This window comes from Streptosporangium lutulentum (assembly GCF_030811455.1).
In the GTDB taxonomy this organism is placed as follows: domain Bacteria; phylum Actinomycetota; class Actinomycetes; order Streptosporangiales; family Streptosporangiaceae; genus Streptosporangium; species Streptosporangium lutulentum.
This window is the reverse complement of record NZ_JAUSQU010000001.1, coordinates 1,714,547-1,737,130: the sequence shown is the minus strand read 5'-3', so window position 1 is coordinate 1,737,130 and position 22,584 is coordinate 1,714,547. Positions and strand designations below refer to the sequence as shown.

The window sequence follows — 22,584 nt, the reverse complement described above, 5'->3', positions numbered from 1 at the left end:
GGGACTGATGGATGGACCGTTATCGACAGGGGCCTGGGGGTGCTGGGACGGGGGTTGGGGGGTGCTCATGGGCAGGTTATACACCCTTTAGGCCGGCGCATTCCTCGATTTGAGCGACGCTGTTTGCCTAGCCCATCATTCGGTCGGGTGATGGGCTAGGGCTGACCGCACCTTAACGAAAAAAGCCACCGACCAGATGGTCGGATGCTTTGTACTGCCCATATCAGCTCTCAGCGAGTCCTTCGACCACATCCCAACTCGGATTGAATGTGGGATTCAACATATTCAATCGAGTTGGGTCCTAACTGTCTGAATCGGCCGCCGAACGAAAGTCTCAGCACCATGGTCGACTTCACGAATTCCGGCAGTAATTCCCTGGTCGCCGGCGCCGAGGATGACCCGGCGCCCGTGAGCGAGGACGAACGCAAGCGTGAAGCGTGGCTGGAGCGCCACGCAGCAATCGCCCCCCGGCTTTCCCCGGATGAATGGGCGGCGGCCAATGCCTGCCTCGGCATCCGCGTAAGCGGAAGTCGTGAGCCCGCCCTCCCGAGGCGGCAGGCCGCCTGAGACCGGTGTCCTATTTCATCGGCGAGCCGTGGATCCACACCGGCTCGATCAGGTCCGGGTTGAACTTCGGGGATGGCACCATCTTGTCGCTGTTCTTGCTCCTCATGAGCGGGATCGGATGAATGATCACCGCCTTCAGGTACTTCCCGAGAAACGCTTGCTTCTCGTCCAGCGTGGCATCGTCCCAGCCCTTCCTGACCGCGTCGGCGAAGACGGCGTCGGCAACAACCTGGGTTTGGGTGGCTCGGCTCGCCATCAACGCCCCCTTATCGGCCTCAAGATCATCGGACATGGTGAAGTACCGGTCGGACGGCAGCTTCCTCGCCTTCCACCGCTCGTACAGGTCATGCATCAACTCGTCGATGTCGGCGAGCCGCGCTTGCACGGCCAGTTCCTCGGGCGTGTCACCCCGTTCCTCGACCACTCCGCCGCTCATCTGCTGGTCGTGGACCCTGAAGATCAGGTCACGGATCAGCTCATCAACGGGCGGGCCTGTCCGGCGGTTGCCCGGACATTCGCCACGCTCCACGCCGGAGCAGTAGTAGAAGAAGTTCTCCGTGTACCGCGTAGTGGGGCGGACGGCGTTGCCTGCCATCTTCAGATGCCCCTCGCAAACACCACACCGGGCAAAACCGGTCAGCAGGTACTTCCGGGCGCTGGCCCCTCCGGGGAGCCCGGTCGGCTTCGCGTGCTTGCCGATCCTCTTGATCAGCCTGTCCCACTCATCTCGGGTAATGATCGGCTCCCACTGCCCGAGCACTTCCGTGCCGTCCGGCCTGGTGACGATCTCCATCTCGTTGACGTACGCACTCTTGTCATTGAGCCGCTGATTCACCCGTCCCCGATACCCGCAGAGGCGTGGATTCCGCAGCAACTGGAGCAGGTTGGTCCACACCCACCTGTTGCCGCGAGGCGTCCTGATCCCGCGCTCATCCCAGTCCGCCACGATGCCGCCGACACGGACGCCCGCCAGGATCTTCCGCACGGCCTCACGGATCAACTCCGCCTCGACGGGGTGACCGGTCGTCCTGTCCTCGTTCCAGCCAAACGGCCGCCACGGGCCCTTCGAGATGCCCTTTTCGGCCAGTTCCCGGTGCATCCGCTTCACCCGTCGAGCCGTGTCGGCGGACGACTTGGACGCCATTGCCACCATGACGCGCGCCATCGCTACGCCGGAGTCCGTGTTGAGGTCGAGCGAGCCGGTCACGCCCTCGAAGCACTTGCCCCGGTACTGGGCGATTTCAATCGCGTCTTCAAGGTCACGCGGGTCACGCGCCAGCCGGTCGATGTCATAGACCACGACCGCGTCAATCGCGCCACGGCGGAGATCGGCCAGCATCTGCTGCCATACCGGGCGGATCACACGCCAGACGAAGTACGGGTCGCCGGCCTCACTCCGGACCACTAGCCGCCGCTTCTTGTAGGCGCTGGTGTCGTTCTCCTCGTACACCGGCGCATGAGACGCACCCCGACGCACAGCGTGGGCGGTTGCGTCTTCAAGCTGACGGGCCACTCCTCGGCCCGATTCCTCACGGTCGTCGGAGATACGGACATAAAGGCCAACGCGCAGGCCAGATAAGGTGCGAGCACCCTCGGGGAGCAGGTCGCTGTCGCTCATGCCCACCAGTATATGGAGCCTATGGGTACACCATGCTAGTGTCGGTGAAGAACCCCATCCGTTCAGCCACGGCGATACTCCTCGATCAGATCGAGCAGGGCCCTTCCCCTGGGGCGTCTGCCGGGTCGCAGGTCACAGGTCACGGCCTTGCCCTCCTGGATGTAGACGTTCGGGTCGAGCACGATGGGCAGCAGGTCGTTGACGGCGTCGCCGGTCACCAGGCCGCCGCTGCCCCAGCCCCAGTGGTACGGCAGGCCGATCTGGTGGACCACCCGGCCCTGGATCCGCAGCGGGCGGACGCGGTCGGTCACCAGGACGCGGGCCTCGATGGCGGTGCGCGTCGTCACAATCGTCACCCAGCCTCCGTTGGCCAGCCCCAGCTCGGCGGCGAGCAGGGGCGACACCTCGCAGAACAGCTCGGGCTGCAGTTCGGCGAGGTAGGCCAGCGGCCTGCTCATGGCGCCCGCGGTATGGTGCTCGGTGAGCCGGTAGGTCGTGAGCACGTGCGGGAAGCGCGGCGACTCCGGCGGGTTGTAGGGGCTCTCGGCACGCGGGTAGACCTGACGCGCGGGATTGGACTGCTGGCCGTACAGCGAGTTGCGCACCGGCGACTCGTGCGGCTCGTAGTGCGCCGGCATCGGGCCGTCGGCCAGTCCCGCCGGGGCGAACAGCCAGCCCTTGCCGTCGGGCTGCATGATGAACGGGTCGGTTCCGGCCAGGGCCGCCTCTGCCAGGGCCCCGTCGGGGGGCAGGTAGTCGGGCGGCTTGGTCTTCTCGAAGTCCGGCACGTCGTGCCCGGTCCACTCCCCCTTGTCCGCGTCCCACCAGATGTAGGCCTTGCGCTCGCTCCACGGACGGCCCTCGGGGTCGGCGGAGGCGCGGTTGTAGAGCATGCGCCGGTTGGCCGGCCAGGCCCAGCCCCATTCGGGTGCGACCGGGGTCTGCTCGCGCCCCGGCTTGCGCCGGGCCGCCTGGTTGACCTCGTCGGCGTAGACCCCGCAGTAGATCCAGCAGCCGCACCGGGTGGACCCGTCCGCCTTGAGGTCGGTGTAGGCCGACAGCGTCCGCCCGTCGGGGCCGGTGCCGTTGATCTCGCGTAGCACCGCCTCCGCCGAGGGTTCTCGCTGCTCGCCGTGCTCGGGGTAGTCCCAGGTCAGCTCGCGCAGCGGCCGGTCGATCTCGTCGTCGCCCGCCCGCTGCCTGATCAGCTTGCCCAGGTGGTAGTAGAACGACAGGTCGCTACGGCAGTCGCCCGGCGGTTCGAGGGCCTTCTCCCGCCACTGCAGCAGCCGCTGGGTGTTGGTGAAGGTGCCCTCCTTCTCCACGTGGCTCGCGGCGGGCAGGAAGAACACCTCGGTGGCGATGTCCTCGGTGCGCATCTCCCCGGTCTCCAGCTCCGGGCCGTCCTTCCAGAACGTGGCCGTCTCCACCAGGGTCAGGTCGCGCACCACCAGCCAGTCGAGGTTGGCCAGCCCGAGGCGCTGGGCCTTGCCGCCGGAGGAGCCGACCGCCGGGTTCTCCCCCACCACGAAGTAGCCCTTCACGGTGCCGTCGATCTGCCCCATCACGGTGGTGTAGTGGCCGTGGTCGCCGGTGAGGCGCGGCAGGTAGTCGAAGCAGAAGTCGTTCTCCTCGGTGGCGGCGTCGCCCCACCACGCCTTGAGGAGGCTCACCGTGTAGGCGCGTTTCCTGCCCCAGAAGCCCGTGTCGGGCCCGGCCTGGGACAGGTAGTCGTCCAGCCCCTCGTGCCGGTGCGCGTGGGGCATCGGCAGGTATCCCGGCAGGATGTTGAACAGCGTCGGGATGTCGGTGGAGCCCTGGATGCTGGCGTGGCCGCGCAGCGCCAGGATGCCGCCGCCGGGGCGGCCCATGTTGCCGAGCAGCAGTTGCAGGATCGAGGCCGTGCGGATGTACTGCGCGCCCACCGTGTGCTGGGTCCAGCCGACGGCGTACGCCCAGGCGGTGGTGCGCTCGCGGCCGGAGTTGGCGGTGATCGCGTCGGCGAGCTCGGTGAACTCCTCCGGGGAGATGCCGCACAGCTCGGCCACCAGCTCCGGGGTGTAGCGGGCGAAGTGCCGTTTGAGGATCCGGTAGACGCATCGCGGGTGGGCCAGCGTGGGGTCGGTGGGTGGCTTCGAGGGCGCGGGGGCGCCGCCCGAGCCGTACTGCTCGGCACCCGCGGCCTCGGCGTGGTGCCGGCCGCCCTCCAGCTGCTCGCCGCGCAGCCCGGCGGCGGCCTCCTCGCCCGCGCCCTCGTAGGCCCAGCTCGACGGATCGTAGGTGTTCGTCTCCGGATCGAAGCCGGAGAACAGCCCGTCCAGGTCCTCGGTGTCCTGGAAGTCCTCGGACACGATCGTCGAGGCGTTGGTGTAGGCCAGCACGTACTCGCGGAAGTCGAGTTCGTTCGTGAGCACGTGGTTGACCAGCGCACCGAGCAGGACGATGTCACTTCCAGCACGAATCGGTATGTACCGGTCGGCGATCGCGCTGGTCCGCGTGAAGCGCGGATCGATGTGGAAGACCTTCGCGCCTCGCGCCCTGGCCTCCACCACCCACTGGAACCCCACCGGATGGCACTCGGCCATGTTGGAGCCCTGGATGACGATGCAGTCGGATTCGACCAGGTCCTGCTGGAAGTCCGTCGCGCCGCCACGCCCGAAGCTGGTCCCCAGACCGGGGACGGTGGAGGAGTGTCAAATACGGGCCTGGTTCTCCACCTGGATCGCACCCATGGCGGTGTAGAGCTTCTTCATCAGGTAGTTCTCTTCGTTGTCCAGCGTCGCCCCGCCCAGGCCGGCGATGCCCATGGTGCGCCGGACGACCTTGCCCTCCTCCTCCTGCTGCCAGGTCTCCCGCCGGGTGCGCACCACCCGGTCGGCGATCATGTCCATCGCGGTCTCGAGATCGAGCCGCTCCCACTCGGTGCCGTGCGGCCGCCGGTAGAGCACCTGCGTCTGCCGGCCGGGATGGGTGACGAGCTGCTTGCTCGCCGATCCCTTGGGGCAGAGCCTGCCGCGGGAGATGGGCGAGTCGGGGTCACCCTCGATCTGGGAGACCCTGCCGTCCTTGACGTAGACGAGCTGGCCGCAGCCGACCGCGCAGTACGGGCAGATCGACTTGGCGACGCTGTCGGCCTTCTCGGTGCGGGGCCTCAGCGCGTCGGTGCGCGCCGAACGCGCGGCTTCACCCCTGCCGTTCTCTCCCATGAGCTGCCGGAACACCGGCCAGCGGGAGATCCAGTTCTTCCCCCCTGCCATGGCGGCGGTCCTACCCCGGCCCAGAGGGTCTAACCGCCTCCCACAAAACGGAAATGCATCACAAAAACCACCGACACCCCATTGAACGACACCATCAAAACGTTTATGAAGGTGTTGAGAGCGAAAGGAGACGCTCAGATGCCTCGATCCAGCGCCCACGGTTTGATCCTGGCGGTCGTCTCGGCCCTGTGTTTCGGCTTCTCCGGTCCCCTGGCCAGATCACTCATCGACGCGGGCCTGTCGCCGTCACAGGTGGTGTGGACGAGGCTCGCGGGAGCGGCGCTCGTGTTGTTGCTGGTGACCCTCGTGAGCAGGCCGAGGGCCCTGATCGTTCCCCGCCACCGGCTGGTGTTCGTCGCCGCCTACAGCCTGCTCGGCTTCGCCGCGGTCCAGGCCTTCTACTACGCGACGGTCGCCCGCCTGCCGGTGGGCATCGCGTCGTTGCTGGAGTACGCCGCACCGGTTCTGGTCCTGGCCTGGGTGGGGATCGTGCGACGCGTACGGCTGCCGCGTGCCGCCCTGATCGGTGCGATTCTCGCGATCGGCGGGCTCGCCTGCGTCGTCGAGGTGTGGCAGGGCCTGCGCCTGGACGGACTCGGCCTGGTCCTGGGATTCGCCACGGCCGTCTGCGCGGCGGCGTATTTCCTGCTCAGCCAGGACGCGGGAAAGGACGTCGACCCGCTCGGCGCGCTCACCTGGGGACTCATCGGCGCGGTGGTCGCGCTCGTGCCGGTGGTCAGGCCCTGGTCCCTCCCCTGGCACCTGCTCACCGCCGACCTGGCCCTGGGAGAGCGGACGCTTCCGGGCCCGCTGGTGGTGGGATGGCTGGTCGTCGTCGGTACGGTGATCGCCTACATCACCGGAATCGCGGCGGTGCGCCGCCTGAGCGCGGCCATCGGAGCCACAATCGCCTCACTTGAGGTGGTCGCCAGCGTGGTCATCGCCTGGTGGTTGCTGGGCCAGTCGCTCGGTCTTCCCCAACTGCTCGGAGGGGCCCTGGTCCTGAGCGGTGCGCTTTTCGCCCAGCTGGCCGTGGTCCGTACGCGCTCCGTCGAACCGGGCGGGGCCAGGCCGGAGGAAAGTGAGCCTGACGGATCCACGCCGGTCGGAGTCGGGCTGGACGGGGTCGAGCCGTACGGAAGAGGAACGCGCGGCGCCCGTGTCCGGATCGCCACGCGTTCCTCCCCGATCGACTGAGTTCCCCGAGCCCTTCGAGGCCCCGGAGCCGCTCGGCTTCCGTTGAGTGCCCGGGGTCCCGGAGCCGCTCAGCTTCCGTAGACCTCGAATTCCCACAGGGAGTAGCCGTAGGCGGTGGCGCGCTGGGTGCCGTTGACCCGCACGTAACGGCCCGTCCCGGTCAATGTCACGTCGTCGACCCCGCCGTCACCGGCGGTGGTGGAGTAAACCGTGCTCCAGGTGGTGCCGTCGGGTGAGGTCTGGATCTGATACGCCCGCCCGTAGGCCGCCTCCCAGTTCAACCGCACCCGGCTGACCTGCCGCGAAGCGCCCAGATCCACCCGGATCCACTGCGGATCGGCATACGCGCTCGACCACCGCGTAGCGGTGTTGCCGTCCACCGCGTTGGCCACCACGTTGGCACCCGCCTCCACGCTCGACGCCGTCACCGGCCGCCCCTGCGACAACAACGACGACCCCGACGCCACCGGCGTGCCGAACACATTCAGATCGAACAGCGAATACCCCCACGCCGTCGCCCGCTGCGTGCCGTTGACCCGCACATAACGACCCGTCCCGGTCAACGCCACATCATCGACCCCACCGTCACCGGTCGTCGTGGAATAAACCGTCGTCCAGGCGCTGCCGTCCGGCGAGGTCTGAATCTGATACGCCCGGCCGAACGCCGCCTCCCAGTTCAACCGCACCCGGTTCAGGGTGTACGAAGCACCCAGATCCACCCGGATCCACTGCGGATCGGCATACAGGCTCGACCACCGGGTGGTGGCGTTGCCGTCCACGGCGTTGGCGCCCACGTGGGCGCTGCCCGCCTCCACGCTCGACGTCGTGACCGGCTTGCCCCGCGCCAGGTCGGTGGCCGGCGGCACTGGCGGTCCTGAGTCCGGCTTGATGCGGATGTTGCGGTAGCTGATGTGCGCGGCGTCGCCGTCGTTCTGCACGCCGATGTAGCCGTTGGCGATGTTCCGGGTGCTGGTGTAGTCGTTGATCTTCACGCCGTTGAGGTAGACCTCGACGTGCCGGCCGTGCACCCTGACGTCGTAGGTGTTCCACATGCCGGGCGGGTTGAGGTTCGCGGCGCGCAGCGCGGAGTCCGGCGCCTGGAAACTGTAGACGCTGCCGGTGGTGCGGGACGGGTCGGCGTCGGTGGCGTCGATCTGGATCTCGTGGCCCGTGGAGACCGGGGCCCACGGATCGCCCTGGGGGTCGGGGAAGCCGATGAACAGGCCGCCGTTGTCATCGCCCGGCATCATCCAGTCGAGCTTGAGCGAGTAGTCGCCGAAGGTGCTCAGCGGGTACCACAGCAGGCCCATGCCGCCGAAGGAGCTGAGGGTGCCGTTCGCGAGGGTGAATCCCCCGGGTCCGGCCTGACGCCACTTGTCCAGGCTGGCCTGGGTGCCGTCGAAGAGCGGTGTGTAGCCGGATTCGGGCCGGCAGTCGCTGTGCGCGGCACCCGCGGCCACCTGGATCCCGCCGAGCACCAGCGTGGCGAAGGCCGGGTCGGCGTAGGACTCCTCGGTGTGCCCCATGCCGGTGTACCAGGACCGGCCGCCCTCGTAGCCGTGACACCAGGTGATCGGGTGGTCGGCGCCCATGGTGCCGCCGGAGTAGGAGGACTCGTCGATGTTCGCGAGCACCTTGACGTCCGTACGCGGGTTGGTGCGGTAGTCGTACCACTCGTCGGTGCGGGTCCAGGTCTGCGGGGCGTGCGCCGTCGACGGGTTGGCCCGGTCCTCGAAGCGCACCGTCGCCTGCTGGGTCGCCGGGTGCGACTTGAAGTAGGAGCCGACCAGCCCGCCGTACCAGGGCCAGTCGTATTCGGTGTCGGCCGCCGCGTGGACGCCCGCGTAACCGCCGCCGCCTCGGATGTAGGACTCGAACGCCGTCTGCTGGGCGGCGTTGAGCACGTCACCCGTGGTCGACAGCCACACCACGGCCTTGTACTGCGCGAGGTTCGCGGTGGTGAAGGCGGCGGCGTCCTCGGTCGCGTCGACCGCGAACCCGTTGTCGGCGCCCAGTTGCCTGATCATCGCGATGCCGTCGGGAATCGAGGAGTGGCGAAATCCCGTGGTCTTGGAGAAGACCAGGACCTTGTAGGTGATCGGAGGGGCCGCGGCCGCGGTCACGGAAACGGAGGACACGGCAGGCACAGCAGACACGGCAGAAGCGGTAGAAGCCGGTGCCGCCATGGCGAGCACCATGGCGAAGACCGTGGCGACTGCGAATGCCGTCCTGCCTTTGAACAGGGTACGCACGGGTGGTTTCCTCTCAGCTTCCGTAGACCTCGAATTCCCACAGGGAGTAGCCGTAGGCGGTGGCGCGCTGGGTGCCGTTGACCCGCACGTAACGGCCCGTCCCGGTCAATGTCACGTCGTCGATCCCGCCGTCACCGGCGGTGGTGGAGTAAACCGTCGTCCAGGTGGTGCCGTCGGGTGAGGTCTGGATCTGATACGCCCGCCCGTAGGCCGCCTCCCAGTTCAACCGCACCCGGCTGACCTGCCGCGAAGCGCCCAGATCCACCCGGATCCACTGCGGATCGGCATACGCGCTCGACCACCGCGTAGCGGTGTTGCCGTCCACCGCGTTGGCCACCACGTTGGCACCCGCCTCCACGCTCGACGCCGTCACCGGCCGCCCCTGCGACAACAACGACGACCCCGACGCCACCGGCGTACCGAACACATTCAGATCGAACAGCGAATACCCCCACGCCGTCGCCCGCTGCGTGCCGTTGACCCGCACATAACGACCCGTCCCGGTCAACGCCACATCATCGACCCCACCGTCACCGGTCGTCGTGGAATAAACCGTCGTCCAGGCGCTGCCGTCCGGTGAGGTCTGAATCTGATACGCCCGGCCGAACGCCGCCTCCCAGTTCAACCGCACCCGGTTCAGGGCGTACGAAGCACCCAGATCCACCCGGATCCACTGCGGATCGGCATACGCACTGGACCAGCGCGTGGTGGTGTCGCCGTCCACCGCCAGGTTCGCGGTGCGGGCCGGATCGTCGGTCGACGAGGCCGTCACCGGCTTGCCCCGCGCCAGGTCGCCCTGTCCCGGCCCACCGCCGGTGAAGGTGAAGTGGTCCACGTTGAACAGTCCGCCGGAGCCGCCCTTGAAGACCAGGAACAGCGGGGCGGTCCCGCTCGGCGGGCTGATCGAGCCGTTGACGGTGACCCAGTTCTCCCAGCCGCCGGTGCCGGGAACCGCGACGGATCCGGCGAGGGGCCCGGTGACCGATCCGGTACGGAACTCCAGCGTGCCGCCCGCGTTGGCCGAGGAGACCCGCGCGGTGACGCCGGTGACGCCGGTCAGGTTGTACGGGGTGAACGACAGCCAGTCGCCGTTCTCGATGGCGCCGACGTAGGTGCCCTCGGTGTTGGGGCTGGGGTACACGGTGACGTTGCCGCTGGAGCCGCCGAAGTGCTCGGCCTGGCGGTGCGCCGGCTGCAGGATGATCTGGGAGTTGCCGATCAGGCCGCTGTTGTCGGTGTAGGTCGCGTCGATGACGCCGAAGATGTTGTCGCTCTGGCTGTGCTCGCTGTTGGCCGTGGTCTGCAGGACACCGGTGCAGCCGGTCGCGCTGGTTATCGGGTGACCGTGCTGGTCGTGCCCGAGAATGAAGTTGACCTTCACCTTCGAGCAGTCGATCGTGCCGTCCTCGGGATCGGTCACCGTCACCCGGTAGGGCACCGCGTCGCCGAACTGGAAGATCGCACCGTTCGACGGGCCGTTGAGCGTGACCGTCGGGGCGGTGTTGCCGACCGTGACGGTGACCGTCGCGCTGCCGACGTTGCCCGCCGGGTCCCTGACGGTCAGTTTCGCCTGGTAGGAACCGTTGGCGGTGTACGTGTGCGACGGGTTGGCCGCCGTCGACGTGCCGCCGTCGCCGAAGGTCCAGGCGTAGGTGAGCGCGCCGCCCTCGGGGTCCCTGGAACCGGCCGAGCTGAAGGCCACCGCCAGGGGCGCCTGACCGGAGATCTTGTTGGCGGTGGCGACCGCGGTCGGCGCCTGGTTGCCGGTGGGGGCGCTCTCCACCCGGTACAGCGCGGAGTTCTCGTCGCCGTTGAACCAGCCGGCCCCGTAGTCGAGGACGTAGAGCGCGCCCTCCGGCCCCATCGCCATGTCCATGATGTGCGTGTGGGTCCAGGGGAACGCCGCGATGGTGCCGGCGCTGCCGTCTCCGTCGGCGGTGATCGTCTTGATCCAGTTCTGGGTGAACTCACCGGCGAAGAACTTGCCGTCGTAGCTCTGCGGCAGCTTGGCCGGGGAGTTCAGGGCCGCGTTGTAGCGGTAGACCGGACCGGCCATGGGTCCGCCACCGTTGCCCAGCTGTGAGGGCGCGCCGCCGTCGTAGGCGATCCAGGCGGGCTTGGCCGCCGGCAGATTGGTCAGGCCGGTGTTGTGCGGGGAGTTGTTGACCGGCGCGGCGCAGTTGAACTTCGGCCCGGAGGTGTTGGTGGCGAAGTCGAAGTCGTTGTACGGGCTGTTGTAGCCCTGGCAGTACGGCCAGCCGTGGTTGCCGGGGCCGGTGACGCGCTCGAACTCCTGCCGGCCGCCCTCGCCCCGGTTCGGGTCGGCGGTGTCGGAGTCGGCGGCGTAGTTGCCGACGTAGACGACGCCGGTGGCCTTGTCGACGGACATCCGGAAGGGGTTGCGGAAGCCCATCGCGTAGATCTCGGGACGGGTCCTGGCCGTCCCCGGCGCGAAGAGGTTGCCGCTCGGGACGGTGTAGGTCCCGTCGGGCTGGGGCTTGATCCGCAGGAGCTTGCCGCGCAGGTCGTTGGTGTTGCCGGAGGTGCGCTGGGCGTCGAAGTCCCAGCTGAAGCCGGGCCGCTCGTCGATCGGCGTGTAGCCGCTCGACGACCACGGCTGCGTGTCGTCGCCGGTGGTCAGGTAGAGGTTGCCCTGGGCGTCGAAGTCGATGTCCCCGCCGACGTGACAGCACATCCCGCGGTCCGTGGTGACCTGCAGCATCTTCTTCTCACTGGCCAGGTCCACCGTGCCGTTGGCCCTGACGGTGAAGCGGGACAGCTGGTTGTGGCCCTGCCAGCGGGCGAAGTCCGCGTCGGTGCCGGTGGACGGCGCGTCTCCGGCCGGCGTCGAGAGCACCGGCGCGTAGTACAGGTAGATCCAGCGGTTGGTCGCGAAGCCGGGGTCGGCGGCGATGCCCTGCAACCCCTCCTCGTCGTGGGTGTAGACCGGGATGGTGCCGGCCAGGCTCGTGTCGCCCGACGCGTCGGTGGAGAAGATCCGCCCGTCGCGCGAGGTGTGCAACACGGTGCGGTCCGGCAGGACCGCCAGCGACATCGGCTCGCCCATGTCCGCGGTGCCCTTGGCGAGCGTGACCTCTTGCAAGACGTCGGCGGCCATCGCGGCTTGCGGGAGGGCCACGAGCCCCGTGATCATGAGAACGGCGCTGGTGGCAAACGCGAGTACGCGCCTACGCATGCGTGCTCCTTCCAATACACCTGGAAAAGAGGAGCGCGCCGCCGCACCTTTTGACTAACAAACAGCGTAAGCCGCCGAGCTTTCGCCGTCTTCGATGGAACTTTGCCTGTCTGATACAAAAGTGTCAATGCCTCAGGGCTAATGTTTCCGTCTTGTCACGATCAGCCTTCACAACCCTCCAGCGAAATTCACATAAACGGTTAAGTCCGACAAATAACCATAAAACGGACATTCGACATTTCACTCCGCAATGACAGTTGCCGTGAGAAAAGGGTTGACAGCGACTCCCCTCAGTGCAAACATCGCAAAAATCTTACAAATAAATGAAAATAGATTCGAGTAACTCGAATGAAGAGCGGAAGAAAATCATCCAGCGTTGACAAGGCATTCGAGCTGATTGATGCGGTATCCGAATCCGGCCGGACCGGTATCACATTGGGCGAGCTCGCGGGCCGCGCGGGCGTAGCCGTCAGCACGGCCCATCGATACGCCACCTCACTCCTCGAACTCGGCGTCCTCGACCGTGACCCGGCGGGCGCCTTCCACCTCGGCGTCACCCTCATCACCCTCGCCGGGCAGTACCTCGAAGAGGACAACCTTCGCGCCGCGGCCCGGCCGTACCTGCTGGAACTGGTCGAGCTCAGCGGCGAGACCGTGCACCTCGGAATCCCCGTCGGCGACCACATCGTCTACGTGGACAAGGTCGAGAGCGCCAAGTCCATCCGGCTGGTCTCGCGGATCGGCAGCCGCGCGCCCATGCACTGCACGGCGATGGGCAAGGCCGTTCTCGCCCTCCTGGAGGAACGGCGCAGCGCCGAGATCCTCGCCCGCCCGCTCGACCGGCACACGCCCCGGACCCTCGTCGGCGACACGCTGCTCGCCGAACTCGCCGTCGTACGGGCTCAGGGCTTCGCGATCGACGACGAGGAGAACGAGGAGGGCGTGCGCTGTGTCGGGCTACCGATCATGAACACCTCCGGCCAGCCGGTGGGGGCGCTCAGCGTCTCCGCGCCGGCCAACCGGTTCAGCGTCGAGGACTGCCGGCGCCTGGCGCCGACCGCGCTCGCGATGGCGGCCGACATCGGCCGCCGGATCGGCTACACCGCACCCAGGAACGGGGAGTTCGTCCCGCACTGAGCCGCGAACACCTGCCGGCGCAGCAGTCGAATCATCAAGGAGTGAAGAGCGGATGTCCGTCACATCGCCAGTTGGTTCCATCATCACCGTCCACAATCCCGGCACCGGGGAGTTGCTCGGAGAGGTCGAAGCCGCCACCGCGGAGCGGGTCGCCGAGGTCGTCGCCGACGCGCAGGAGGGGCAGCGGGCGATGGCGGCCCTGGCCGCCCACGAGCGCGCGGACCTGTTACGGCGCGTGTCCGACCTGATCGAGATCGAGCAGGAGAGCCTCGCCCTGCTGCTCGCCGCCGAGAACGGCAAGCCGCTGCCGCAGACCCGAGGCGAGGTCGCGGCCGCGATCCGCATCTTCCGGGGGTACGCGGGCGAGGCCACCCGGCTCTTCGGGCGGCAGATCCCGCTCGACGCCGTACCCGGTCTGGAACGCCATCTCGCGGTGACGATGCGCGAGCCGCTCGGCGTCGTGGCGGCGCTGGTCCCCTTCAACTACCCGGTCGAGCTGTACGCCCACAAGGCCGCCGCGGCCCTCGCGGCGGGCAACGCCGTCATCGTGCAACCGCCCTCGCGCTGCCCCCTCGCGCTGGTCCGGGTCGCGGAGCTCGTCGAGCAGGCCGGCTCACCGCGCCACGCCCACCAGCTCGTCACCGGAAGGCTCCCGGTGTCCCAGGCTCTGGCCGAGCTGCCGGGGATCGCCGCGGTGAGCCTCACCGGAAGCACCGCGGCGGGACGCGAGATCGCCCGGCTCGGGTCACAGACCCTGAAGAAGGTCCTTCTGGAACTCGGCGGGAACGACGCGCTCATCGTGTGCGACGACGCCGACGTCGACGACGCCGCCCGCGCGGTCGTGCTCGGCCGCCTCGCCCGGGGCAACGGGCAGATCTGCTGCGCGGTAAAGCGGGTCTACGTGCAGGACGGCGTGCACGCCGCCTTCGTCGAGTCGCTGCTGGAGCAGACCGCCAAGCTCACCGTCGGCGACCAGCTGCGGGAGTCCACCGACGTGGGCCCCCTCATCGCCGAGCAGGCCGCGGAGCAGGTCGTGGCCGCCATCGGCCGGCTCGTCGAGGACGGCGCCCGGCTGGTCGCCGGCGGCGAGCGGCGCGGGGCGTTCGTCGACCCCGCCGTGCTCGTGGACGTCCCCACCGCCAGCGCGGCCTTCGCCGAGGAGATCTTCGGTCCGGTGGCCCCGGTCGCCCGGTTCTCCGACCCGCTGGAGGCGGTGCGGATGGCCAACGAGTCCCCGTACGGCCTGCAGGCGGCGGTCTTCACGCGGGACGTCTCGCGGGCGTTCGACATCGCCCGCCGCCTCGACGTCGGCGGAGTGATCATCAACGGCTCGACCGCGCTGCGCGCCGAGAACCTGCCGTTCGGCGGCACCAAGGACACCGGCGGATACCGGGAGGGGCTGCACGAGACGGTCCTGGACCTCACCCGCCAGAAGACGATCGTGGTGATGGAGGCGTTCGGATGAGCCTTGAGCTGCGCGGCGTCCGCAAGGACTTCGGCGGTGTCGAGGTGCTGCACGGGGTGGACCTCGCGGGGCGTCCCGGCGAGGTGCTCGCCGTGGTCGGCGCGAACGGGGCGGGCAAGTCGACCCTGATCAAGATTCTCTCCGGCGCGCTGCCCATGAGCGCGGGAGAGATGTGGATGGACGGTGAGCGGGTCACCCTGCGCTCGCCGCACGACGCCCACGCCCGGGGCGTCCGCACCGTCTACCAGGAGCTGACCCTGGTGGCCCAGCTCTCGGTCACCGAGAACCTGCTGATGGGCAACTTCCCGCGCCGCGCCGGTCTCATCGACTGGCCGGCGGCGCACAGGCGGGCCGGGGAGCTGCTGGAGGAGGCCGGTTTCGGCGCGATCGACCCGCGCACCCTCGCGGGCCGTCTCTCGGTGGCCCGGCAGCAGATGGTGGAGATCGCGAAGGCGCTGGTGAGCCGCCCGCGCGTCCTCATCCTCGACGAGCCCTCGGCCGTGCTGGCCGGAAGCGACCTCGACGCGCTGTTCGCGCTGATCAGGCGGCTGCAGGAGCAGGGGGTCCTGATCATCTACGTCTCCCACCGGCTCGCCGAGGTCCTCGACCTGGCCACCTCGATCGTCGTGATCAAGGACGGGCGGGTGATCGAGACCACCGAGCCGGCCCGCACCGGCGAGGACGAGCTGATCCGCCTCATGGCGGGCCGCCGGCTCGAACAGATCTATCCCGACCGGCGCGCGGAACGCGGCGAGGCCCGGCTCACGGTGACCGGGCTCACCCGCGAGGGCGAGTTCGAGGACATCTCGTTCACGCTGCACGCCGGGGAGATCGTCGGGCTGTTCGGCCTGGTGGGGTCGGGCCGCAGCGAGCTCGCCCGGTGCGTCTTCGGAGCCGAGCCCGCGGGCGCGGGCGAGGTGCGCCTGCCGGGAGGCGGCGGCGACTTCCGCACGCCGGCCCAGGCCATCGCGGCCGGGCTCGCGCTCGTCACCGAGGATCGCAAGCGCAGCGGCCTGGTGCTCGGCATGACGGTGCGGGACAACATCGCGCTCACCACGCTGCACTCGACCCGGCGGGGCCCGTTCATCGACACCGCCCGCCGGCGCCGCGACGTCACCGAGATGATCGACAGGCTGAACATCCAGCCCGCGCACTGCGCCTCGATGGCCGTGGTCAACCTCAGCGGCGGCAACCAGCAGAAGGCCGTCCTGGCCAAGTGGCTGCTGGTCGGCCCGCGCGTCCTCATCCTCGACGAGCCGACCCGCGGCGTGGACATGGCGACCAGGGTCGACATCTATCGCATGATCGACGAGCTCGCACGCGAAGGGCTCAGCGTCCTGCTCATCTCCTCGGATCTCACCGAGGTGCTCGGCGCGACCGACCGGGTGCTGGTGATGAACCAGGGCCGGCTCAGCGGCGACCTGCGCTCGGACCAGACCACGGAGGACGAGATCCTCGCCTACTCGATTGGACTCCCCGCATGACCGGGCAGCTCATCAAGCCCGTGCCGGCCGCCGCCTCCGGTGCCGGGCGACTTCCCCGGCTGGTGCTCGGCGGTCGCGACCTCACGGCCCCGGCCGCGTTCGTCGCGCTCGTCGTCCTGCTCGTCGCGGTCGCGGCGACCACCTCGGACACGTTCCTCACCCAGACCAACCTCACCAACCTGCTCAAGCAGATGGTCACCACGGGTCTGCTGGCCTTCGGCATGCTCGTGGTCATCCTCACCGGCGGCATCGACCTCTCGGTCGGGTCGGTGGTGGCCATCTCCGGCATCCTCAGCGCGGGCCTGGTCTCGGGTCTCCCGCTGCCGGTGGCGATCGCGGCGGGCCTGGCGGCGGGCATCGGGTTCGGCCTGATCAACGGCACCCTGGTCGCCCGGTTCGGGCTGGCCCCGTTCGTGGTGACCCTGGCGGCGCTGACCACTGTCAGGGGTCTGGCGTTCGTCTACTCCGAGGTGCCCATCGCCCCCGAGGACGAGTCGTTCCTCACGCTCGGCTCGGCGATGATCGGCCCCATCCCGCTGAGCACGGTGATCATGCTGGTCGTCTTCCTGGTGGGCGGGGTCTTCCTGACCCGGACCCCGGCGGGCCGCTCCATCGTCGCGATCGGCGGCAACGCCGAGACCGTACGGCTCGCGGGCATCAACGTGCGCAGGCACGTGATTCTCGCCTATGCGATCAGCGGCGCGTGCGCCGGTCTGGCCGGCGTCATCCTCGCGAGCCGGGTGGGCATCGCCCAGCCCAGCGTCGGGGTGGCGTTCGAGCTCGACGCGATCGCCGCGTGCGTGATCGGCGGGGCGAGCCTGGCGGGCGGGCGCGGATCCGTGAAGGCCACCTTCGGCGGCGTGCTCGTCCTCGTCCTGATCAACAACCTGCTCAACCTCTACGGCGTGCAGAGCTTCTGGCAACAGGTGCTCAAAGGACTGATCATCATCGCCGTCATCCTCGTCCAGCGCACCAACCGGGCCCGCACGTGACGCGCCCGCCGAGCCGTCCGCCGGCCTCCGTCCTCACCACCACCCCCCTGGGAGATCTTCTATGAACGCGAAGAAGTTCGGCATCCTGCTGGCCGCCGGCGCCCTCGCCGCCGGTCTGAACGCCTGCTCGTCCGCCGCGGAGGCGCCCGCCGGCACCACGGGCGCCACCGCCTCCGGTGACGGCTCCTACACGATCGGCGTCGCGAACTTCACGCTGGGCGGCCCCTACTTCAGCGGCATGGACAAGGCGATCGCCGCCCAGGCCAAGGAGAAGGGCAACGTCGAGATCATCAGCACCGACGCGAACGGCGACGCCGCCAAGCTCGCCTCCAACGTCGAGGACCTGCTGAGCAAGAACGTCGACGCCGTCATCATCTCCGGCGGCCCGCTCGAGTCCGCGCCCGCGGCGCTCAACTCGATCAAGGCGGCGGGCAAGCCGGTGGTCCTCGTCGACCGCAAGTTCCAGACCGGGGAGTACACCAGCTGGATCGGCCCGGACAACAAGGCGATCGGCGTGCAGAACGGCCAGTTCCTCGCCGGGAAGCTGCCCGACGGAGGCAAGGTCGGCATCATCAAGGGCGGCCCCGCCGACAACAGCATCGGCCTGGCCCGCACCGACGGCGTGAAGTCGGTGCTCTCGACCGCCAAGGGCATCACGCTCGTCGAGGCCCCCGACTTCGGCAACTGGGGCTCCGACGGCGGGCTGACCGTGATGGAGAGCCTGCTGGCGACCAACCCCGACCTCGCCGCCGTGTTCTGCGAGAACGACGCGATGTGCCTGGGCGCGCAGAGGGCCATCGCCGACGCCGGAAAGTCGAAGCAGATCATCATCGCCGGTGTCGACGGGCAGGCCGAAGCGCTCAAGGCGATCCTCGACGGCACCAACTACATGGTGACCGGCCTGAACGACGCGGACGACATCGGCAGCCTGGGACTGGACCGCGCGGTCGAGATCCTCGGCGGCGCCACGGTCGAGAAGGACACCGTGGTGCCCTCCCCGCAGGTCACCAAGGAGAACGCGGCCAAGTACCTCGACCCCGACGGCGGATTCTGAGCCACCGGCGGACGGCCACCCAACGGCGGGCAGCTCACGTCACACGAGTGAAGGGCGTATCCATGCAAAGGAATGCCAGAAGAGTCGCGCGCACGGCGACTCTCGCCACGATCACCTCAACCGTCGTCGCACTCGCCTCGTTCGCCGCCTCCGCCTCCCCCATTACGGACGCGGCGGGCGCGGCGACCGCCGAAGCCGCCACAGCCGCCGGGGGCTCCGGCGTCACGGCGGGGGCGGCGGACGCCGGGTTCACCGCGACGGTGACGTCCGCCAAGGGCGCCGCGGCCGCCGACGACCCCACCCGGCCCGGCTGGACCCTGGTCCACTCCGAGGACTTCTCGGCGCCGCTGACCGGGGCGGCGGCGCCGTGGGTCAAGGAGACCTACGCCAACCCGTTCGACACGATCATGGATGATGCCGGGCTGTGGTACCGCAACGACTACGGGACCCCGTGGACCACCGCCTTCAACTCCTTCGCCACCTACCGCAAGGAGTTCCCGGTCGGCCAGGGCGGCTGGCTGACGGCCTCGCTCTCGGCCCGCGACTGGAACAAGGACGGCGTCATCGAGTCGCCGCCGTCGATCACCACCGCGTCGGTGGGCGGCGCGAACGCGGCGGTGCTGAACGTGCCCGACCACACCGGCGGGGCGATCTTCCGGCCGACGAACAAGCTTCCCGACCGGTACCGCGTCGAGTACAAGCTCAAGACCATCGACTTCGGCGGCAAGCGGAACGGCTCGATCGAGTACAACGGCAAGGTCAACGGCTACGGCACCCAGGGGTGCAAGACGCAGCACCCCTGGGGTGAGGGTTCCAGGAGCCCCGGCTGGAGCGGGAACGCCGCCGCGCCCTACTGCGAGTGGCAGGACGTGCGGTCGGGCCCCTACGGCTACAACGGCTTCCACTTCATGTCGATCGTGGACTTCGCCAACCCCGCCCCGCGTAACAACCACTTCTGGCACTACCGCCGCAAGGTGCTGATGGACTCCTTCTCCCAGCACCCCGACCGGGTCGGCACCGGCACCGGCGGGCGGGTCTGCAACTCCACCACCAACCAGTACTACAACTACCGCGACGGCAACTTCAACACGGTCAACATGTGGATCAGCGGCCTGCCCAACTGGAACCCCGGGCCCGGCGGTCTCGCCGGCAACTCGCAGTGGTTCATGACGAGCTGCTCCGGCGGCGTCGCGGAGCAGCAGCTGTCGTCGGCGGCCGAGCTGCAGCCCGAGCTGATGCCGAATCAGTTCTACACCTTCGCCATCGAGCGTGACGCCACCGGTTACACCCTTGAGGCCAGCGGAAACTTCGCCCGCGTCGGGCAGAAGACGCTCCGCTTCCACCGCCCCTTCATCGTCGGCAACGCCCCGATCTGGCACTACAACGTCAAGCCCGGCGAGTACGACGGCCGCTACAACGCCACCCTCGTCCAGAACGACGTGAACGGCAGCGCGTCCTGGCCGAACCAGTGGCCGGCCGGCTCGCAGTATCCCGACTACTTCGTGATCGGCGACCTCTACACCAACGTCTACGAGGGCAGCGCGAGCCTGACGGACATCCGCCTCTACACACCCCAGGTGGCGAGCGGAACCAATCTGGCGCTGAACAAGCCCGCCACCGCCGGCAGCCAGTGCGCGGCCTCCGAGGCTCCCGCCAAGGCCGTCAACGGCAGCTGGACGGCCGGCAACTCCGACAAGTGGTGCGCGCTGGGCGCCGGCAAGTGGCTCCAGGTCGACCTGCAGTCCGACGCGCAGGTGGGACGCCTCGTGGTGCGCCACTCCGGGGCGGGCGGCGAGAAGCCGAGCTGGAACACCCGCGACTTCGACATCCAGGTCAGCACCAACGGCACCACCTGGAGCAACGTCGTGTCCGCCCGGGGCAACACCGCCGACGTCACCACCCACACCATCACCCCCGTCACCGCCCGGTACGTGCGCGTCAACGTGCTCACACCGACCAGTGACAGCGACACCGCCGCGCGGATCTTCGAACTGGAGGCCTACTCGAGCTGAGACGACGGCCGGGCTTTCCGGACGTTTTCCGCCGGGGAAACGGCGGCGGGTGGTGGACCGGACCCGGTTCACCACCCGTCGGCCGCGACGGTGCGGGGGCCGCGTGGGCGCGTCACGGGTTCACGGCCGCCGCCAGACCACGAGTTCGGTGTCCGGCACGTGCTCGGCGAAGCGTCCGCGAGGCGCGGCCTCGGCCAGCAGCGCGCAGTCCCGGCGCGTAGGGCAGCCTTCCCCGTTCGTAGTGCTGAGCCGTTCTCGCGAAGAGGGACTCGTCCCATTCCCAGGCGTCCGGCATCTGGGGAGTATCGCAGAAAGCCGCCGAAGCGATCGGGGAACGCCCACGCGGTGTGCCCGGAAAGCGTGACCACACCGGGCACATACCGGCCGCCGGTTACTCACTGCACCGCTTTATCCCATTTTGGGTTAATTGCTCATATTTGCGAGGTATCAGACCCTGGTGAACGCGCATTCGGGGCAGGCAGGGGCACTCACGGAGACGGACCGCGAAACGGGAGCGGCCGCGGCAGGGAGTGCGCGGTGCCCGCGGTGAGGCCTGAGCCGCCTTTCCCCGCATGGCCGAGGCCTCGCCGGGCCGGAGCCGCCGGGCCCATCCGGGGATCACCCGTCTGACCGAAGGAGAGACCGATGAAACCTGCACACGCCTGGCGACGGCTCACGATGTTCGCGCCCATGGCGGCACTCGCGATGATCGCCACACCGATGGCGGCGCCGTCGGCGACCGGCGCCCAGGCGCGTGCGTCATCCGCGCTCACAGGTCAGCCGTCGCCCTGTCCGTCGCCGGGCCGCTCCAAGCCCACGGTCGTCCTGGTGCACGGCGCCTGGGCCGACGCCTCAAGCTGGGACGGCGAGGTGGAGGCTCTGCAACGAGCGGGTTACGTCGCGCGGGCCATAGCCAATCCGCTCCGGAACCTCACCGGCGACGCCGCGACCGTCGCCGACTTCCTGAAGACCGTTTCCGGCCCGATCGTGCTCGTCGGACACTCCTACGGGGGGTCAGTGATCACGAACGCCGCCGCGGGCGTCCCGAACGTCAAGGCCCTCGTGTACGTCGACGCGGCGGTGCCCGACATCGGGGAGACCACCGGCCAGCTCAGCGGCTCCGACTCCGCCCTCAACAAGGATCCCGCCTCCCTCTACGACATGGCTTCCTACCCGGGAGCGCCTCAGGGAGCGAAGGACCTCTACCTCAAGCAGGACTTCTTCACCCGCTCGTTCGCCTCGGACCTGCCCCGGGACACCGCCTCCCGGCTGTGGGCCTCGCAGCGAGCCGCCTCGACCAGCGCGTTCATGACGCCGTCGAAGGCCGCGGCGTGGAAGACGATCCCCTCCTGGTCCTTCATCAGCACCGGCGACCGGATCATCACCCCGGCTTCGGGGCGGTCCATGGCCAACCGGGCGCGCTCGAAGGTCACCGAGTTCCGCGGCGGTTCCCACCTGACCCTGATATCGCACCCGGACGCGGTGACGGCGGTGATCGGATCAGCGATCTGCTCCGTACGCTGATGGCGGCAGACGGCTCCGGCCGAGCCTCGCTCCCCCGCGACCGGACCGCCGATCCGGAGGAAGCGCGGCGGGCCGGACCACCTGAGCCGCCCCGCCCTGTGGGCCGATCACGCGGGCCCGTTCGCGCACCGCCTCACGGTCGCGCCCGCAGGTATGCCCGGACGGTCTCCATCACGACCTCCGGCGACGCCGACCGCGGGAAGGCGGCGACGACGATCTGATCGTCGTCGCCGCCCGGCTCCTGCGGCTTCTCCAGGTGCCGGAACGTCGCGATGACGTACTGGAGCGCGTGGTCCAGGGGACCGAAGGGGTCGTACGCGCCGCCCGCGCGCAGCCACCCGCGGAGCACCTGGTTGTGGGCCGCCACGACGGAGGAGGCCATGAGCTCGGCGCGGAGGACGGCGTCGGTCGAGTCGCCCAGCCAGTCACCGACGTACTCGCGGAACAGCCGCTGGTAGCGGGCGACGACGGCGATCTCGCGGTCGCGCAGCGCGGGGACCTGCCCCACCAGGCGATACCTGCGCAGCGACACCTCGGCGTCCTCCACGTACTGCGCCAGCACGATGCGGACCGCGTCGCATATGGCGACGATGGCGGTGTCGGCGGTGGACGCCTTCAGCCGTGCCTGCACCTTCGCCAGGAGCGCGTCGTGATCGGGGAAGATCACCTCTTCCTTGGAGCGGTAGTACCGGAAGAACGTGCTGCGGCTGACGCCCGCCCGGGCCGCGATGTCGTCGACGGTGGTCTCGTCGTAGCCGCGCTCGTTGAACAGGGCGATCGCCGCCTCGGCGAGACGCCGGCCGATGGGCGGTATGGGCATCACTCCGTT

14 protein-coding genes are annotated in these 22,584 nt (G+C 69.0%); 9 read left to right on the top strand and 5 right to left on the bottom strand.

Annotated features, from left to right (window positions below; translation table 11 throughout):
• The first annotated feature begins 342 nt into the window (after window positions 1-342).
• Window positions 343-567: a hypothetical protein gene (locus tag J2853_RS07230; protein WP_307556193.1), complete on the top strand. Its 225-nt coding sequence runs from the start codon at window positions 343-345 to the stop codon at window positions 565-567.
• A 10-nt stretch (window positions 568-577) separates the two neighbouring features.
• Here J2853_RS07230 and J2853_RS07225 read toward each other — a convergent pair whose 3' ends face one another.
• Both J2853_RS07225 and fdh read right to left on the bottom strand, forming a co-directional pair.
• Window positions 578-2,185, bottom strand: a complete 1,608-nt coding sequence (locus J2853_RS07225) for a recombinase family protein (RefSeq protein ID WP_307556192.1) — start codon at window positions 2,183-2,185, stop codon at window positions 578-580.
• A gap of 62 nt (window positions 2,186-2,247) precedes the next feature.
• Window positions 2,248-5,442, bottom strand: a complete 3,195-nt coding sequence (gene fdh, locus J2853_RS07220) for a formate dehydrogenase (protein WP_307556191.1) — start codon at window positions 5,440-5,442, stop codon at window positions 2,248-2,250.
• Window positions 5,443-5,580: 138 nt separating this feature from the next.
• Between fdh and J2853_RS07215 the strand changes: the two genes are divergently transcribed.
• Window positions 5,581-6,639, top strand: coding sequence for an EamA family transporter (locus tag J2853_RS07215; protein ID WP_307556190.1), 1,059 nt, complete (start codon window positions 5,581-5,583; stop codon window positions 6,637-6,639).
• Between the two features lie 68 nt (window positions 6,640-6,707).
• Here the strand turns inward: J2853_RS07215 and J2853_RS07210 are convergent, their stop codons facing one another.
• Window positions 6,708-8,777, bottom strand: a complete 2,070-nt coding sequence (locus J2853_RS07210; protein WP_307556189.1) for a ThuA domain-containing protein — start codon at window positions 8,775-8,777, stop codon at window positions 6,708-6,710.
• Between the two features lie 127 nt (window positions 8,778-8,904).
• Window positions 8,905-12,087, bottom strand: coding sequence for a galactose-binding domain-containing protein (locus J2853_RS07205; protein WP_307556188.1), 3,183 nt, complete (start codon window positions 12,085-12,087; stop codon window positions 8,905-8,907).
• Window positions 12,088-12,435: 348 nt separating this feature from the next.
• Between J2853_RS07205 and J2853_RS07200 the strand changes: the two genes are divergently transcribed.
• The 7 genes from J2853_RS07200 to J2853_RS07170 all read left to right on the top strand — a co-directional run bounded on the left by J2853_RS07200 (window position 12,436) and on the right by J2853_RS07170 (window position 21,755).
• The gene (locus tag J2853_RS07200) at window positions 12,436-13,224 is read left to right on the top strand and encodes an IclR family transcriptional regulator (protein WP_307556187.1); all 789 of its coding nucleotides are present in this window, start codon (window positions 12,436-12,438) and stop codon (window positions 13,222-13,224) included.
• A gap of 52 nt (window positions 13,225-13,276) precedes the next feature.
• The gene (locus tag J2853_RS07195) at window positions 13,277-14,689 is read left to right on the top strand and encodes an aldehyde dehydrogenase family protein (protein WP_307556186.1); all 1,413 of its coding nucleotides are present in this window, start codon (window positions 13,277-13,279) and stop codon (window positions 14,687-14,689) included.
• Complete coding sequence (locus tag J2853_RS07190; protein WP_307556185.1) at window positions 14,686-16,173, top strand: sugar ABC transporter ATP-binding protein; 1,488 nt, start codon at window positions 14,686-14,688, stop codon at window positions 16,171-16,173. The genes J2853_RS07195 and J2853_RS07190 overlap by 4 nt, the downstream gene beginning before the upstream one ends.
• Window positions 16,170-17,165, top strand: a complete 996-nt coding sequence (locus J2853_RS07185; RefSeq protein WP_307556184.1) for an ABC transporter permease — start codon at window positions 16,170-16,172, stop codon at window positions 17,163-17,165. Before J2853_RS07190 ends, J2853_RS07185 begins: the two co-directional genes overlap by 4 nt.
• A gap of 61 nt (window positions 17,166-17,226) precedes the next feature.
• Window positions 17,227-18,219 carry a substrate-binding domain-containing protein gene (locus tag J2853_RS07180; protein ID WP_307556183.1) on the top strand — a complete coding sequence of 331 codons (993 nt, stop codon included), beginning with the start codon at window positions 17,227-17,229 and terminating at the stop codon, window positions 18,217-18,219.
• A gap of 62 nt (window positions 18,220-18,281) precedes the next feature.
• Window positions 18,282-20,231 carry a discoidin domain-containing protein gene (locus J2853_RS07175; RefSeq protein ID WP_307556182.1) on the top strand — a complete coding sequence of 650 codons (1,950 nt, stop codon included), beginning with the start codon at window positions 18,282-18,284 and terminating at the stop codon, window positions 20,229-20,231.
• A gap of 645 nt (window positions 20,232-20,876) precedes the next feature.
• Window positions 20,877-21,755, top strand: a complete 879-nt coding sequence (locus tag J2853_RS07170) for an alpha/beta fold hydrolase (RefSeq protein WP_307556181.1) — start codon at window positions 20,877-20,879, stop codon at window positions 21,753-21,755.
• Window positions 21,756-21,888: 133 nt separating this feature from the next.
• Here the strand turns inward: J2853_RS07170 and J2853_RS07165 are convergent, their stop codons facing one another.
• On the bottom strand, window positions 21,889-22,575 hold the full coding sequence (locus J2853_RS07165) for a TetR family transcriptional regulator (RefSeq protein ID WP_307556180.1): 687 nt from the start codon (window positions 22,573-22,575) through the stop codon (window positions 21,889-21,891).
• Between the last annotated feature and the right edge of the window lie 9 nt (window positions 22,576-22,584).